Source organism: Phycisphaerales bacterium (assembly GCA_016716475.1).
Classification (GTDB): domain Bacteria; phylum Planctomycetota; class Phycisphaerae; order UBA1845; family Fen-1342; genus JADJWG01.
Genome location: JADJWG010000001.1, coordinates 596686 through 612937, shown reverse-complemented (window position 1 = coordinate 612937; position 16252 = coordinate 596686). Strand labels below are relative to the sequence as shown.

Sequence of the window (16252 nt, the reverse complement as noted above, 5' to 3'; positions counted from 1 at the left end):
CGGTCAGGCCTGGACCGGTCGGTCGTAAAGGTCGCTCCGCGGCATTGCGAGCTTGTCGTTCTGCGGGTCGGCCAGCAGCTTGTCGAGTTCCTCGACCCGTACACACTTGTGCATCTTCTCGTTGATCTGAAGGCAGGGGGCGTAGTCGCAGGCCGCGAGGCACTCTTCGGTCATGAACGACCACTCGCCGTCGGCCGTCGTTTCGTGGTCCCTGATTCCCAGCTTTTGCTCGATGGCGGTCTGCAGGGCCTGGCTGCCCAGCAGTTCACACGTCAGCGAGCGGCAGAGCACGATCGTCTTGCGCCCCTTCGGGTGCGTCCAGAAGTGCGTATAGAAACTCACGACGTCGAGCACGGCCGCGGGCGGCACCTCCAGCAGGCCGGCAATGTCGCGCATGGCCTGGATTGAGACATACCCGAGCTCGTCCTGCGCGATGTGCAACGCCGGCAGCATGACCGCCCGCTTGGTTGGGTAACGGGGAAAAAAGGAGCGGATCTTCTCCTGTGCGGCCGCGCTGAGGGCGGGACCGAGGTGACCCTCGGGAACGGACTTGCGATCGAGAGTCTGCCAGCTCACATCCATCTCCATCGTGCCGCGACCCGCTCGTCAGGTCGAACCACATGCCGGCGGCGCGGCGCGGTGCCGGCACGGGTCGTGCGCCAAGGGTTGGTGGGGCGATGCGTGCTCACCGATCCAGCTCCGCGGCGATGATGTTGAGACTGTTCAGCACGGCCGGCACGTCGCTGATCTGGTGGCCAACGATCATGTGCGGGAAAACCTGGTAGTTGATGAAGCTCGGCGGGCGTGTGCGGGCCCGCCAGGGAACATTCGTGCCGTCGCTGACAACGTAGTACCCCAGTTCGCCGTTCGCCGTTTCGTTGGCCGCATACGCCTCCCCGAGAGGCGGTTCGAGACCACGGTTGGTCATGACCTTCTCGAAATGGTGGATGAGACCCTCGATCGAGAAGTAAATCTCGCGCTTGTCGGGCAGCGTCATCTTCTGAGCGGGCAGTGCGTTGATCGGCCCCTCCGGGATGCGGTCGAGCAGTTGCTCGAGGATGCGGCAGGACTGGCGGATCTCCTCCATGCGGATCATGAAACGGGCGTAGACGTCGCCGCCGTACGCGATGGGCACCTGAAAGTCGACCGCCGGCGCGCCCCGGCCGTCCCAATTGTCGGCGTAGCAGAGGTACGGTTCATCCTTGCGCACATCGCGCTTCACACCGCTGGCGCGGGCGACGGGGCCGGTCAGCGACCAGTTCACCGCGTCGTCGTGCGAGATCATGCCGATCCCTTTGGTTCGCTCGATGAAGATGCGGTTGCGAAGCAGCAGCGCCTCGATGTCCTTCAGAGCAGTCGGCACCCGTGTGCGCAGGAATTTGCGCACGCGTCCGGGCCAGCCGGTGGGAATGTCCTGCGCCAGGCCGCCGACGCGCGTGTAGCTGGGATGGAAGCGCGAACCACTGACCTCCTCGATGAGGTCGTAAAGGAATTCGCGCTCGTTGAATCCGTAGAGGAAGGCCGTCAGGCCGCCGAGGTCGAGCCCGCTCACGCCGACGTTCAGGAAGTGATCCTGCAGCCGGCCCAACTCGCACAGGATCGTGCGGATGGCCTTGCAGCGCGGCGTCAGTTCAAGGCCGAAGAGCTTCTCGACGGCCATGTGCCAGGCGATGTCGTTCGAGATCGGGCAGACGTAGTTCATCCGCTCCACGACGACGACGTACTGGTTGTAGTTCAGGTGCTCGCCCAGTTTTTCAAAGCCGCTGTGCAGGAAGCCGATGTCGGGAATCACGCTGACGATCCGCTCCCCTTCCAACTCCATCACCAGTCGCAGCGTGGTATGGGTGGCCGGGTGCTGCGGGCCGAAGTTGAGGGTCCAGCGGTCTTCGCTGCCGGCCTCACGCGTGAGAGTCGTCGGTTTGCCCAGATCGTATGAAACGGACATTGCAGCATCTCCGCAGGTCGCGCCTGCTCTCTCGATGCGGTCACGCACACGCGCTGCTTCCCGAAGCCGTCACGCCGGTGGTGGGCCGGGCTACGACACCCGCCGTCCCTCCAACTACCGCTGGGGTTTCGGCTGGCGGTGCGGTAGATCGCAGCCGACCGACGTTTCCGCCGGCCGGTAACTTGCACGCCTCACGCACTCTCGCGCGTGATGACCTCGAAATCTTCGCGCTCCCCTTTTCCGTGCAGGGGGTAGTCCTTGCGCAGGGGGAAATCCTTGAAATTCTGCGGCAGCAGGATGCGGCGCAGGTCCGGATGCCCTTCAAATCGCACGCCGAACATGTCCCACACTTCGCGCTCCGGCCACTCGGCCCCGCGCCAGAGACCGGTCACGCTGGGCACGGTGGGCTGCGGGTCGTTCACGAACACCTTGAGCCAGAGCCGCTGGTTGTGCGTGTGGCTGAGCAGGCAGTAGGTCACTCCGAAGCGGTCCTCGCACGCCGGATCGGGGTAGTTCAGGTAGTCCACGCACGTCAGGTCCGCCAGTTGCTCAAAGCGGCAGCGGGGATCGTCATACAGGAAGCGCGCCACCGCCAGCAGGTGTTCTGCCGGAACACGCACACAACACTGGTCCGACCCGCGCCCGTCGAGGTACGTCACCAGCGGCTGCCCCGCGAGTCCCAGTTCGGGGAAGCGCTCCTGGAGTGCCGAGATCACATCGCCCGTCGCCATGTTCCACCTTCTACTGCCTGCCGCTCCGGAATCAGTTGCCGAAGCCCGCGCCCAGTTCGACCTGCGGCTGTCGCGCCGGTTGCACCGTCAGGCCCAGCCCACGGCCACGCTCGGCGCTCGACTTCACGCCGTCGGCGCTGACGATCTTCTGAATCAGCATGATGCCTTCGAGCAGGGTTTCCGGCCGCGGCGGGCACCCCGGCACGTACACGTCCACCGGCAGGAACTGGTCGATGCCCTGCACGACGGCGTACGTGTCAAACACTCCGCCGGTAGAGGCGCAAGCCCCCATCGAGATCACCCACTTCGGCTCGGTCATCTGCACGTAGATCTTCTGCAGGACGGGCATCATCTTCATGGCGACGCGGCCGGCGCAGATCAGCAGGTCGCACTGCCGCGGCGTGAAGCGCATGGCTTCGGCGCCAAAGCGCGAGATGTCGTACCGGCTGGAGGCGGTCGCCATCAACTCAATGCCACAGCAGGCCGTGCCGAAGGGCATCGGCCAGAGACTGTTGCGTCGTACCCAATTGATGCCGTGCTTCTTGATGAGATCTGTCGCCGCATCGAGTCGCGAGAGCGTCACGTCGCCCGGCAGGTCCGCATTTGTCAGCTCGGCTGCACGCTTCAATTCCATTTGAACACCCCGCGGCGCCACTCGTAGACAAAGCCGACCAGGAGCAGCGCGAAGAAGATTCCGATCGCCGTCAGCATGTACATCGGACCGTAGCCCGCCGCCGCCATCTGACCGGCCCAGGCCGCGTGGGCGCTGCCGGCTTCGGCGTGCAGGCGGGGAGCCAGGACGCCCCAGGGGTAGAGGAAGACGATTTCCACGTCGAATATCAGAAACAGCACCGCGATCAGGTAGAATCGGACGCTGAACCGCCGACGGGTATCGCCCATCGGCTCCATGCCCGATTCGTAGGTCGCGTTCTTCACGGGGCCGGTGCGGCGCGGCCCGAGCAGCAGACTCGCGACCACCATCCCGATGGCCAGCACGGTTGCCACGAGAAGCAGCAGCCCGGCGTGGGCGTAGCCCTCGGATGCAAGCGGTGTTGTTACAAGTGTGGCGAGCATCATGTGCCTGAGTCTATGCGGCGCAGCCGGTACCTGCAACGCGCGCACCAAGCGCGAAAGGATTGGCGCCCGACGGGCAGCCGGGGACGGCTACGTTCCCTGGTTTCCGGTGGGGTTGCGCCGGGCCCGCGCCGTGGCCCGCCGCTGCTCATAGACCTCCTCGCACTCCGGGCGGCGGAGGTAATCCGGCAGGATTTCCTGCCCTGTGCGGTAGCGCCCGGCCGCGGCTTCGGCCAGCGCGAGGGTCAGCAGGGCTTCGGCTTGCGGGCCCCAGGTGCTCACGGGCAGGAGGGCTGCGCCGCTCTCCACCAGTTCGCTGGCGTGCCGCTCCAAGCCCTCCCCGAGCACGGCGTCACCCGGAATCAGCCGGCTGCGCCAATCGGCCCATGGCAGTAACGCCGGTGGTTCGGTGGCGGTGAGCATGCCTTCCGCGGACGCTGTGTAGCAGGCCGCGAAGACCAGGCCTTGGCGGGCGTCGAGCAGTACGCGGAGTGGTGTGCCCGGGCGTGTGTGTGGCAGCGCATTTTGTGCAATGACTGCCAGGGTCGAGACCGCGACGACACGGCACCCGGTGGCCAGCCGCCACAGGCGCGCCACGGTCGCACCGATGCGTAAACCCGTGAAGCTGCCCGGTCCCGCGGAGTAGCACAGTAGTTCGATGTCCACCGGGCGGGCCCCGACGTCGCGCAGCAGGGTGGCGATGGCCGGGAAAAGCTCAGCGGCGTGGCGCTGAACGGGGGACAAGGCCCGCGTCAGCACCGCCCCGCGACCGGTCCGCAGGGCTACCCCGCCGGCCCGGGTGGAGGTTTCGATCGCCAGGATGCAGGGGGACACGGACACGGGCGAACTCGCGACGGTCACCGGAAACTGGGCACACGAGAACAAAGGAACAGGGTAGCCACGGTGAGGCGCGGCGGCCAGCGAGGCCGTGCGGGTGTGTGTTGCGTGCGGTCCCCTCCCCAAAAAGGACGCGACCGCCGGCCAGCGCAGCCAACGGTCGCGTGTCGCGTGCGGTCCCCTCCGTTTGCAGGGAACCGCGCGCCACAGGAGGCAGAGAGCTCGGAGCGCCTACTGGTCGAACCGCGTGTTGAAGTACGACACCTGCCGGGCCCCGATCGCCTGCGGCAGGCCGTCATTCTGAAGCACGACGAACTCGTCCACGATGCCATCGTTGTCGCTGTCGCGCTCGATCACGCGCGGCAGGGTGTTCGTGCGGTCGAGCGTGACCTGCACCCGTACGCTGGCCTGCGGATTCTCGCGATCGTACAGCGTGGTATACACGGTGAACACGTTGCTCCGCGTCGTCAGGAACAGCGTGTCGAGCAGCATCAGGCGGCTGACGGCCTTGAGATAATCGCCGCCCGCGATCGGGCCATAGGTCAGCAGGGCTCCCTGCTGGTCCTTCTCGTAGCCGTCGATGCCGATCACGTTCAGCAACTCGCCGACGGTGAGGAAACCGCGCGCCGCCGTGGAGGGTGGCAGGCCGCTGTCCCGCAGGTTCGGATCATCCGGATCGTACGTGGCGCCGCGGATCGGACCGTAGTTCACGCCGGTCTGGGCCTGCGCCCGGTAGCCATAGAGCGAGTAGCCGCGCGCATGGGCGTACGCAATCCGGCCGTCGGGCACGCCGTCCTGCGTATCGAGGGCGGAGGCATACTGCATGCGATCGCGGTACGCCGCCGCGGCCTGCGCCAGCACTGGTCCCAGACGCAGCCCCTCGCCCGAACCGAGCACGAGCGGGGTGCGCGGGAAAGTGAAAGCTTGCAGCGCCGGGAAGCGCGCCTGCCCGTCATACCCTTCGCCGGCCAGAATCCCGGAATCAGGATCCCAGAACCACGGCGGGATGACCTGGTTGTTCGGCAGGTTGAAATTCAAAGGCAGCCGCGCCGTCGGATCAAACGGCCGGGCGGCCGGGCCGACCATCGGCAATTCGGCGAGCACGTGCCACGGGGCGACGTTGATGTCGATCCGGCCGGGGATACGGTACGGATCGACGCGCTGATTCGTGTAGCCCCCGTCTACGTCGAACAGCGTGAAGGTGTCGTGCACCAGCATGCCCCAGGGTACCCGGTCGTTGCCGATGAAAGTCCCTGATGCGGGTTCCTGCCGATTGTCGAGCACCGGCATGAAGCCGAAGTCCGCCGGATAGACGGGGCCGCTGAGGCCGTTCTCGTTGCCGTAATAGTTCTCCAACAGCTCATACAGCAGCTTCGGGGCGGGATGTTGGGCCACACTGCCGCCGTCGACCGTGATGATGTGCGATACCCGCGGCACAAGGTGGAGAAAGCCGAGCGTCGGGAAAGACGCCGGGCGCCACGCGCCATGAATCGGGATCGGACTGAGACCCGCGTTCATCGTGTACAACGGGATGCTCGGGCCCGGGGTTGCATTGGACGGCAGGCCGTCGATCGCGTTGCCATGGCCGGTCCCCAGCGCCGTGGCCGGCCCAATGGGGGCGCTCGCCGAGGCGTTGAGATTGAGGTTGTCCGGCGGGAACGCGACGACCATGCGCCAGCGCGCGGGTCGGCCCGCCCGCTGCCCGAGCCACGGGTCGAAGCGCATGTCACGCCGCATGTCGAGTGACCACTCGATCTGCGGGTCCACTTCGGTATCGGGGATGTTGGCATCGCCCGAGCGGAGCTCCATCTCGTCGACCTGGTACCAACCGTCGTATTCGGGCAGCAAGGTGCGGAGCGATTCGGCCTGCCGCCACAGCTTCACCCGGATGCGCGCCCCGGCGTTCCGGTAGGGGATCTCCTCGGAGATGCGGCCGGCAACGTTCGGCAGCGTGTCGAAGAACGTATTCGAGGTGTTGTTCACCGCGAGTACGACGAACGAGCGGCCGGGCATCCGCGTTGCGGGCAGGTGCTCGCTCAGCCGGTGCAAGCGGGTGAACTGGGGGCGCTCGCCGATGGGGTCGAACTGGTCGTTGATGCTGATGGCGTAGCGCGTCAGGTCGAGCTGCAGGTCGGTCGCCGTGGAACCCGGCTGGGAGTCGTAGGGGTTGTACAGCTCGAATGCGAGGGCCACCGCCGGCCGGACCGTCTGCGTCGGGCCGTCGGACGAGGAGGTTGGCTTGTTGTAGACGACGACCCGCGAGATGAAGGGCTGCGGCGTGTAGCCGACGTAAACGTGGTTCCCGCGGATGGCATAGGGCGCGTCGGGGTGGCCCGCGTTGTCGCGCGGGGCGGCGAAGGCGAGCGTGTTCACCGCCAGCATGGCGGCGTGCTGCACGCGGGCATTGCCGGTACCGACAAGCGTCTTGAAGCTCGTGCTGTTGTGCCCTTTCAGCATCTCGTGGTAGTAGCGCAGCAGGTCGCGCGTCACCTCGAGCCCGTCGTAGGCATTGTCGTTGCTGGCGATGAAGCGCGCATTGCTCGCATTGAATGCATTTGCCAGGCGCCACAGCGGGAACTTCACGGTCCCGGGCCGCAGGGAAGGCGGCAGGCCCAGGAGCGTGTCCTGGGCATAATTGGACGGAAAGACCCGCGCCAGCTCATCGCTGTAGTTGTACAACGTGAAGGCCTGCCGCGCGGCGTACTGCGCGCGCGGATTCGCCAGCCCGGTGCGCACGTAGCGGTTGTAGCGGTACGGATCGACCGCCGCCGCGGCGGCCCAGGCGATCCAGTCGTCCCCGCTCGCCAGGTTGAAACGCTGTGACGGCTCCGGCCGGCCACCGTTCCGGAAGACATTGAACGTGTACGGATAGCGATTCTGCAGATCGAGCAGCGCTTCCGGCACCAGCTCATCCCGCGCCGGCGGCAGCATGCCGCGACCGCGCAGAATCGGTTCAATCGCCTCGGCCGAGCGGTGCATGTTCAGCAGTTGCAGGTCCGTGAACAGCGTGCCGCCGTCGCGCGAATTGCGCAGCCAGTCGAACATGTGGCCGGTGAAGCCATAGTTCCACTGCGTCGACAGCGCGCCGATGTTGAACCCGCCAGGAAACTGCGCGCGGGCGGCATCGGCGGGACCGGTGAGTTGCAGCATGCCGCCGTGGGGTACGACCCGCACCGGCACCACGAGCTGCGCCGAGCGGTCGAACTGCCGATAGCGCAACGTCATTTCATCGACGTTGACACTCGGATTCGGGTTTACGTTGATGCGCGCCGGGTCAAGCCCGCTCGCCGTGGCGAGCCGGCCGGCGATTGCGTTCACGATCTCCGTCGCCGGGGCGGAACCCGCGAACAGGGCATCGGGAATGCCGTCGCCCGTCGCATCCATCTCGGGATAGCGGGCATTGCCGACGGCGTCGGGGCTGGGGCGGTTCGCGGCGAGCAGGTTGCTGGCATCGCCCGGGCGGGCGAGCACTTCCGTCCATGGTTCGGAGGTGCCGGTGCGGCCGATGTTCCGCATGAGGTCGGACGTGCGACGGGCACCACCGGGCTCTGCGGCCAGACTCGTCACGGCACCATAGCGCATATCCTCGGGGTACAGAGGCCCATTCAGCCGCCAATCGCGCGTCGGGTTGCGTACGGGCTCCGGTGCGGCACGCCACGGATCGCCGACGAGCACCTTCGTGTTCGAATCGATCGCAAATTCATACGCGGGCGTCTGGTGGTAAGCGCGCCCGATGACACCGGCACCCGGCTGACCGGCGGGACCGCGGATGTGCGCGGCCACGAGGTCCACCACGCCCTGGGCCATTTCCTCAACGCGGTCGCCGCGGGCGCTGAGGCGCTCCCGCTCGCGGTCGAAGAACGCGAGGAGGATGTAGGCCGAGACGATGACGAAGAGCATCGCGAGGAGCCCGACGATCATCAGCAGGACCGTGCCGCGGCGGCGAGTAGGTTTCACGAACAACTGCATGCGTCACCTGAGCGGGGGCGGCCGGTGCCGCCAATCCTAGTGCTGTTCGCCTGCCAATTTGCTCGGGCGGGCACCCGGCGGGGTAGCAGGCCCGCGCGGGCAACCGACCTTACTTCTACAGCGCTGCATTGTGAGCAGGAGGGTCAAGGTCCAAAGTTTCCTGCACCAACCTTCTGCAACGTCTTGTATTGAACTGACTTGTGATTCGGTGCGGCGAGCCAGCAGGGCCCGGCCCCGAGCGGCGGGGACCGCCCGCGGGTCCGAATTCCACGTTCCGATCACTCGAACCTGTGCACGACACTGCGGACGATGGCTTGTGATGGGTCGAGCCGACCACGGGCATCGACTACCCGCACTGTAATGCGAAGTGCATATGGCCAAGTCCGGATAATACGCTGCTCCAAGGCCCCGTCCGGCGAAGTATGGGGCGCCTCGGTCTGCTGGTCGAGTCGGCCAAATTGCAGCAAACGATTCAACGGCCGACCGTCGCTCCCACGTTGCGCCGCAATCAGCAGTCGATTCTCCTCACTGTCGGGTACAAAAACGTAGGTACGGTCGGGTTCGATGGACATCCAGCGCGGCATATCCGATCGGCGGCTGTAATTCTCGTTGTTCGGCCGGGGGGAGGAATAGACCACGCTGTTCCGCGGATCCTCGGGCATGAGGAACTCGACCTGGAACCAGGCACAGCCCGGCAGCATATGGACCGCGAGATTGCTCTGCAGCTCGAGCGGGACTTCGTCGAGCACGGTCGCGAAGTGGCGATTCCGCCCGGGGTTCGTGTCGACATACATCAAGCGGTCGAACTTCTGCTGAATGAAGGTCCACTCGGACGGCGTATACGGGTCGCGCAGGGCGCCATTCCGGCCGAAGACGGGTCCCAGCTCGTAGTTGAGCATGGGCAGGTCGAAGTCGAGCACATCGCCCGGCAGATTGTTCGTTGCGGCGCCGAGGGACAACCGCTCGCGGTCGCCGGCGTTGTTGACGATCGTCTGGTTGAAGGCATAACGAAGAATTGTCGAGCGCCGCGCCAGGTGCCACTGATTGGCCGGCAGCGGACTCGGCGTGTTCTGTGGCACGCTCGCGATGTGCTCCAGACTGCCGAGATCCGGCCAATCGTAATTGCTGCCGTTCCATTGGGCTTGGCCGCGCGCCGCATGACCGTAGACCACGAAGTTCGGCGCAAACCGCACTCCGTTGAGATAGGGGTCGTTTGCGTCCGCATTCAGCGCCGGTGCCTGCGACGCCAGCGGGCGCTGCGTGACGAAGGCGAGTAGATCGATGCGCGGGTCGCTGTACTGGGCGTTCTCGACGGGGTTGTAGGCCGGGTCGTAGCCCTCCGCCAGACTGCGGTTGCCAACGAGCTCCCGGTAGTAGCGACCGGCTTCGCGATCGGCAGCCGTAAGGTAGGCCGCCTGTTTGCGGCCGTGCAGAATGAGCGGGCCCGCGGCAGGATCGACGTGCCGCAGGTCTTCCTGGATCTGGCGCAGGAACTGGCGCGTCCAGTTCTGCACTTCCGAATAAGCGGCGGCCTGCGAGGCGGTCCGTGTCGTGACCGCAAAGACGGTGGCGACGGCCGTCATGGCGATCGTCAGCACCGCGAGCGAGACGAGCAGTTCCACGAGTGTGAATGCCCGGCGCATGCCACTTCGGCCGGCAGCCATCAGGGGACCTCCCGCAATGGCACGACGCGCCGGCCCCAGGCGACGATCGGCGAGGTATCGGGGTAGACGGGACTGTTGTTGCGGAACTCGGTTACCGCCGGCGGAATGATCCAGACCGGCCAGTTGAGATTCGTTGCACCCTCGGCCTCGTTGATCCACGGATAGAAGCGGTTGTTGCGGACGACGATCTCCCAACGGTTGCCGGCGGTCAGTTCGCGCCGTGTGACCTCGTAGATCGGCAAGACATCCGGCGCGTGGGGGACAAAGCCCGCCAGTTGGATCTCCGTGCCGGGCGACGCGTCGAGACTCGTGGGGTTGCGGTCGTTCACCGCGGGGATGAGCAGACTCCCGGGCGGGATGAGGTCGCCGATCGCGCGGCTGGCGATGAACTTCAGTTCGGGCGGCGGGTTGTTGGCGAGCGCATCACGCGGGGCGCGGCTGGCGCCTTCGTAGAAAGACGATGGCGGAACCGGCAACTGCTGAAAGGTCACCAGCCACGGCGTCGGGGCGACGCTGCCACCGTCCGACAGGTAGTTGGTGTTCATGTTCGTGCCGGCATTCTGCGGCGCCTGGTGCAGGAACCGGGATTCCTGACTCGGGAGGCGGGCCGCCACCACCACCACTTCGTACAAGGTGGGGTCGGCACCGCGCGCGTAGGAGACGCGGCGATAGAGGGCGGTGTAAACGATACGACGCTCATCGAGCGCCTTGCGCGTCTCCGCCCCGGCGGGCCAGCTTCCGCTGGAGGACGTCGCCAGCACGGGACGACGCTGGTAGATGTTGGTGTTCCAGGAAGTTGTGAGGGCCGCGTTGGCCGGCCACGGATCGGCCGGCACCGGGGGAAACACCGTAGCCACACAGGGCAGCGCGGCGCCCATCCAACCCTGGAAATCAACCTCGCGCAGCCACTGGCTCGAGGGTGAAGGGGTGAGTCCGACACTTTGCAGCCACCAGCGGGCCGCGATCTCGTTGCACAAGAAGTTGTTGCTGTACGGGCGGTACTCGTCGCCCGGGTTGCCGCCGCCGAGCCCGCCGCGGATGCTGTGCACGAAAATGGGACGAACCTTCAGCAGGGGTTCCCACCAGCCCTCGCGCGGGGCCCATTCACCGGCGGCAACCGGGTTGCCCTTTGCATCGATCAGTCGCCCGTTCGCATCGCGCGGCTGGAAGATGACGGGTACCCGGATGGGGTTGTCATTGTGGTCGAGTACCGTGCGATGCAGCACCAGGTTCTGTGCCAGCAGGTCCAGACCGTGGTCCACCGCGGCCTGACCTTCGGCCATGTTCACGGTCTCGCGCGTGTAGCGAATGCCCAGCGGCAATGCCGCTCCGATGACCAGCAGACCCATCGCAAGGATTGCCAGCGCAATCATCAGTTCAGCCAGACTGAAGCCAGACCGGCTGTGGCGGGCACGTCGCCGCAGTTTTCTATCCAGCGCATGCGGCTTCATGTCCAGCAACCTCTTCAGCTCGGGCGCCGTGCGCCCGGCAACAGGCCTCCGCTCAGACGGTGGACCAGGTAGGGTCGCCCATCCTCGCGCAGGTAAGACTGGCGCGCGGCGCCGTCGGCCCCCGCGCCCAGCGCGGCGAACGGTTCACGGCGATACGTCACCACACCCGAGAAGCCGTACCGCATGTACGGAGGTCCACCCGGGTTACGTTCGAACATGTCGTAGCCCTGCTCCACGTTGGGGAACGGGGCAAAGGCATTCAAGGCATACGGCTGCGGCAGCCCGGCCCGGACTCCGATGTCGGGTGCGACGACGATCAGGAAGTCGTCAGCGTTGAGAAAGTCGCCGCCGTCGGTGTTGCCACCGTCACGATCCGCGCAGAAGCGAAACTGGTTCACCTGCCCGTTCAGCACAAACTGGGCGCCGCGGTTGGCGAAGGTGCGATAGCCGCCGGCCCGGTTGCCCACGGCGCCTGCTACTCCGACCGCCTCGATCGGCGCCGCCCACACGTCGGCCGGCATCCGGGTGACCCCGATCGTGTCCCCTGCGACTTGGGCGCGTTCAAAGTGCTCGCGGAATTCGATCGCGAAACTGCCGGTGCGCTCGATCTCGGTCGTGCCGACGTAGCGGTAGAGCGCCAGCATCTGCCGCGCGCCGCCCCCGTCGGCCTGCTCCTCGGGTGAGGCCCAGTTACCCGGGAAGAAGCGCACGGCTGTCATGGCCTGGTCCGCCTGGGCGAGGTAGAACGCGCGGGTCGTCATCCCGTTGATGAGCTGCTCGGCCTGCGTGCGGCGGGCCTGCTGGCCCATGGCGCTGAGTCCGGGAATCGCAATCGCGAGAATGAGGACAATGATCGCCAGGACGATCATAAGCTCGACCACGGTGAAGGCCCGCGAGAGCGAGGGCCAGGCGACGAAGCGCCCAGGGGGTCGACTGACGGCCCCCCCAGGGCCGCCAGGGTACGAACCCACGGAGGCAAAAAATGAGGGCCTGGCCTGGCCGCGGTTCCGCGATCCCAGCGCTGAGATCAGGGCCGGCTTGGAGCACCCCTGGGCCTTCGTCGCCTTGTTCCCTTTATGATCCAAACGTTGACTCCGTATCCGCTTACGCTTCGTCGACCCTATTGTAGAACCTGCCACCTGTCCGGTCGGTCACCCCCTACGGGATGTAGCCGTAATCCTCGGACCGCAACCCGTTGTTCCAGCCCGCCCGAGCCCGCACCCAGCCGGCGTTGGCACGCCCAACCCCGAGCATCTGCCCCGTGACCGCGTTCACCGACGCCACCGGGTGCGGCAGGGAATCCGTCCAGATCTCCTGGCCGGCGTACTCCTGCAACGCTGTGTCGGCGTTTGAGGCGCGCAGGGCGACTTCGTACTGTTCGCGTGTAATGCCCTGCGAGCGCAGCACCGGCATTCGCTCAGCGACGCGCCAGCCCGGGCTGCCGTTGGGTAACAACGCGTATTCGAGCCGGACATACAGCAGGTAGTCGAGCGGCACCCCCCACGCATCGTGCAGCCCGAGTACGCCGACACGCGCGTCGGTGGGATCGCCGGCCTGCGTGTTGAAATACTCACCGGCCGGCAGTCCGGTCACCAGTGGGCGCTTCGCATCGTCGGGTACTTGGGCGAGCGTCTCGGGGGCGAACACACTGAGATAGGCCCAGAGGGCGCGGATGTCGTCGTTGCGGCCGTCATTGCCGAGGATGACTGGTGCGCCGGTGGGCAGAGTCAGGTCGCGACGCAACCGGTCCTGAAGCGTGTAAGGCCCGGACCACAGCATCGTCAGCGGCTCGACTGCGCCGCGCACGTGCGTTGGCAGGGCACCGCCGGCCAACTGGTAGGGTGGGTAAGCGCCGAAGGTGCTGTTGTTATGCCGGTCGTAGATGTCCCGCAGCGGATGCACTTCGGCGAACTGGTCGATGGCGAGCTTGGTGCCGCGCATGATGTTGCGCGTATAGTTCGAGCGCTGCACTCCCATGAGCTGCGTGCCGACGATTCCGACCATCGCGACCAGGATCGCGATGATGGCGATGACGACCAGCAATTCGATCAGGGTGAACGCGCTGCGCCGTCGCACCGGTCCACGGACCGGTCGGGCCGACCGGGTTCGAAGCTCGTCAGGCGTTCGCTGAGGCGCTCGCATGGGCTCACCGCGCGTCCGGTTCGAAGTTCGTGATATCGTCCTTGGAGCCGAAGACGCCGTCGGGGCCCGCCGTGATCAGCAGATAGCCCTCTGCCCGTTGTGGCTGGAAGCGCGCCTTCACATTGCGGTCACGGATGTAGCGGGCAAAGCTCGGTTCTGTGAGGTCATCCTGCGCCGCATTGGCGCCGGTCGGCAGGTTCACCCACGGCAGCCGGTGCCGGCCGCCATCCGGATCGTCGAGCATGAGGGTGTACTCACCCGGGCTCGACCCGCTGGGCCGGTTGCCCGGATTCAGCAGCGCCCAATTATCCTCGAGGTAGAAGATTGCGCGGGCATCGGCCTGCCGGTCACGTGCGGCCATGTTCCGGCCACCTGCGGAGGCGCGGAAATAGAGAATGGGTTGGCCGAACGAATCGAGGTACATGGGGTACTGCCGGACAGCCGTGACGCCGGCGCGCAGCTCGGCGGGCACGCGGAAAGTACCGTTGGTTTCCCCCGGAGGCGTCAACGGGATGCCGGAGGGATCGATGTACATGAACCGCGTGTGAACGGGCTCACCGGCGCGGGCATGGCCTGGCGGGTAGAGGGCGTAGGCATTGCTGTCGCGGGCGGCCTGGTTGCCGCTGTTGCTGCCGCTGGCCCGGGCCCAACTGGCCTGGCCGAGCTTCGGGAAGCCGGGCGTGCCGAGCAGGTCCGCGCCGGAGAGCGCCCACACCAGCAGGCCGGCCCCGCTGATCGAAATCGGCTGGTTGGTGAAGGGGCTGGTGACACGTCCGACACCCATGCCGGAGTCCTCGTCGCCGTCGGAGTAGGAGGGCGGGAAAGTTCCGCCGATCTTCTGCTCCCCGCGGAAGGCCTCGAGCCCGGTTTGCAGGGTCTGGAGCGAACCCTTCGTCTGGGTGTTGCGGGCAGCGCGGCGCGCGGCGCCGATCGTCGGCACCAGGATGCCGATCAGCAGGGCGATGATTGCGACCACTGCGAGAAGTTCCACGAGTGTGAAGGCCCGCCGGGGGGCCGTTCTGTTTCGTTGCATGTGCACAGTCCTCATGCTGCGGTGCCGCCCCGCGGGGCGGTCCGGTCCATCCCTTCCCACGCGCCGCACGCGCCGCGCCTAGCCCATCACCGACTGGATCAGCGTAACCAGCGGCAGGAACAGGGCGACGACAATGAATCCGACGATGCCGCCCAGCGCGACCACCATGATCGGCTCGAGCAGACTGACGAGCGACGCCACGAGCACGTCGACCTCGTCGTCATAGTTGTCGGCCACCTTCATGAGCATCTTGTCGAGTTCGCCGGTCTCCTCGCCGACGTCCACCATGTTCACGACGATCGGATCGACCGTCTTGGAAGCCCGCAGCGGGTTCGCAAAGGAATCGCCCTCGCGAATCGAATCATGCACGCGCTGGAGCATCCGGGCATAAATCTCGTTGCCGCTGGTGGCCTTCGTGATCTTCAGCGCCTCGAGAATCGGGACACCGGCCGCGATCAGCGTACCCAGCGTGCGGGTGAAGCGGGCGATCGACGACTTGCTGACGAGCTGTCCGAGGACGGGAACCCGGAGGGTGGCCACGTCGACGGCGTAGCGGCCCGTCTCCGACATGCGGATCACCTTGAAGATCGTCACGAGAAAAATCGGGGAGAGGGCGATCACAACCCAGCCGGGTGGTGTTCCCGTGGCAAACCACGCCGAGAGGTCGATCAGGAACTGCGTAACGCCGGGCAGCTTGGTGCCGAAGTCGGAGAAGATCTCGTTAAACTTGGGCACCACCTGCACCATGATGAAGGTGACGATGCCCATCGCGATGAAGATGACGACGCTCGGGTAGATCATCGCGCCGATGATCTTGCGCTTCAGTTTGGCGGCCTTCTCCAGGAAGTCCGCCAACCGCTGCAGAATCACGTCGAGCACGCCGCCCGCTTCACCCGCCGCCACCATGTTGCAGTAGAGCCGGTCGAAGGCCTTGGGGTGGCGACTCATGGCTTCGGAAAGGGTGGCGCCCCCTTCGACATCCTCGGTCACCTGCTTCAGGCAGCTCCGGAGCATGCCCGGCTTCTGCTGCTGCTCGAGAATGCGAATGCTTCGCAGGATCGGCAGGCCGGCGTCCTGCAGGGTCGAGAGCTGTCGGGTGAAGGCGGTGAGCTGCTTGGTGCCGACCCAGCCCAGACCGGTGCCGGCCGCTTTGCGCTGCCGCGGGCCCCGGCGCGCTTGGGCGGCCCGCTTGCGGTCCATTTTTTCCACGACCTTGGTCGGGAAATAGCCGAGCCCGCGGACACGGGAAACCGCCTCCTCCTTGGACGGGGCCTCAATCTCGTCCTTAACCTCCTGCCCGGAGGAATTCAGTGCTTCGTACTTGAAAACGGGCATGCTCAGTCTCCCAGCGACTTACACGCACTCTATCCGCGCGGCCCGGAACCGCGCACGGACAGATACTCCTG

General features: G+C 66.2%; 12 protein-coding genes and 1 pseudogene. All 13 read right to left on the bottom strand.

Features of this window, described 5'->3' with window-relative positions:
* Positions 1-3 precede the first annotated feature (3 nt).
* A complete protein-coding gene (gene nuoE, locus IPM18_02645) occupies positions 4-576 on the bottom strand; it encodes an NADH-quinone oxidoreductase subunit NuoE (protein ID MBK9118487.1) in 573 nt (190 codons plus the stop codon).
* Positions 577-685: 109 nt separating this feature from the next.
* Positions 686-1945 (bottom strand): NADH-quinone oxidoreductase subunit D, encoded by a 1260-nt coding sequence (locus tag IPM18_02640; GenBank protein MBK9118486.1) that lies wholly within the window; start codon positions 1943-1945, stop codon positions 686-688.
* Between the two features lie 191 nt (positions 1946-2136).
* On the bottom strand, positions 2137-2676 hold the full coding sequence (locus IPM18_02635; protein ID MBK9118485.1) for an NADH-quinone oxidoreductase subunit C: 540 nt from the start codon (positions 2674-2676) through the stop codon (positions 2137-2139).
* 31 nt (positions 2677-2707) lie between these two features.
* Positions 2708-3310, bottom strand: coding sequence for an NADH-quinone oxidoreductase subunit NuoB (nuoB, locus tag IPM18_02630; protein MBK9118484.1), 603 nt, complete (start codon positions 3308-3310; stop codon positions 2708-2710).
* Positions 3301-3750, bottom strand: a complete 450-nt coding sequence (locus IPM18_02625; protein ID MBK9118483.1) for an NADH-quinone oxidoreductase subunit A — start codon at positions 3748-3750, stop codon at positions 3301-3303. Before IPM18_02625 ends, nuoB begins: the two co-directional genes overlap by 10 nt.
* 90 nt (positions 3751-3840) lie before the next feature.
* Positions 3841-4590 (bottom strand): tRNA (adenosine(37)-N6)-threonylcarbamoyltransferase complex dimerization subunit type 1 TsaB, encoded by a 750-nt coding sequence (gene tsaB, locus IPM18_02620; protein ID MBK9118482.1) that lies wholly within the window; start codon positions 4588-4590, stop codon positions 3841-3843.
* Between the two features lie 228 nt (positions 4591-4818).
* Entirely contained in the window at positions 4819-8544 is a 3726-nt protein-coding gene (locus tag IPM18_02615; protein ID MBK9118481.1) for a hypothetical protein, read from the bottom strand.
* Positions 8545-8834: 290 nt separating this feature from the next.
* On the bottom strand, positions 8835-10220 hold the full coding sequence (locus IPM18_02610) for a type II secretion system protein (protein MBK9118480.1): 1386 nt from the start codon (positions 10218-10220) through the stop codon (positions 8835-8837).
* Entirely contained in the window at positions 10220-11671 is a 1452-nt protein-coding gene (locus IPM18_02605) for a prepilin-type N-terminal cleavage/methylation domain-containing protein (GenBank protein MBK9118479.1), read from the bottom strand. Before IPM18_02605 ends, IPM18_02610 begins: the two co-directional genes overlap by 1 nt.
* A 14-nt stretch (positions 11672-11685) precedes the next feature.
* On the bottom strand, positions 11686-12756 hold the full coding sequence (locus IPM18_02600; GenBank protein MBK9118478.1) for a prepilin-type N-terminal cleavage/methylation domain-containing protein: 1071 nt from the start codon (positions 12754-12756) through the stop codon (positions 11686-11688).
* A gap of 913 nt (positions 12757-13669) precedes the next feature.
* Positions 13670-13813, bottom strand: a pseudogene (locus tag IPM18_02595) (prepilin-type N-terminal cleavage/methylation domain-containing protein).
* A 4-nt stretch (positions 13814-13817) separates the two neighbouring features.
* Positions 13818-14846, bottom strand: a complete 1029-nt coding sequence (locus IPM18_02590) for a type II secretion system protein (GenBank protein ID MBK9118477.1) — start codon at positions 14844-14846, stop codon at positions 13818-13820.
* A 78-nt stretch (positions 14847-14924) separates the two neighbouring features.
* Positions 14925-16181 (bottom strand): type II secretion system F family protein, encoded by a 1257-nt coding sequence (locus IPM18_02585; protein ID MBK9118476.1) that lies wholly within the window; start codon positions 16179-16181, stop codon positions 14925-14927.
* Between the last annotated feature and the right edge of the window lie 71 nt (positions 16182-16252).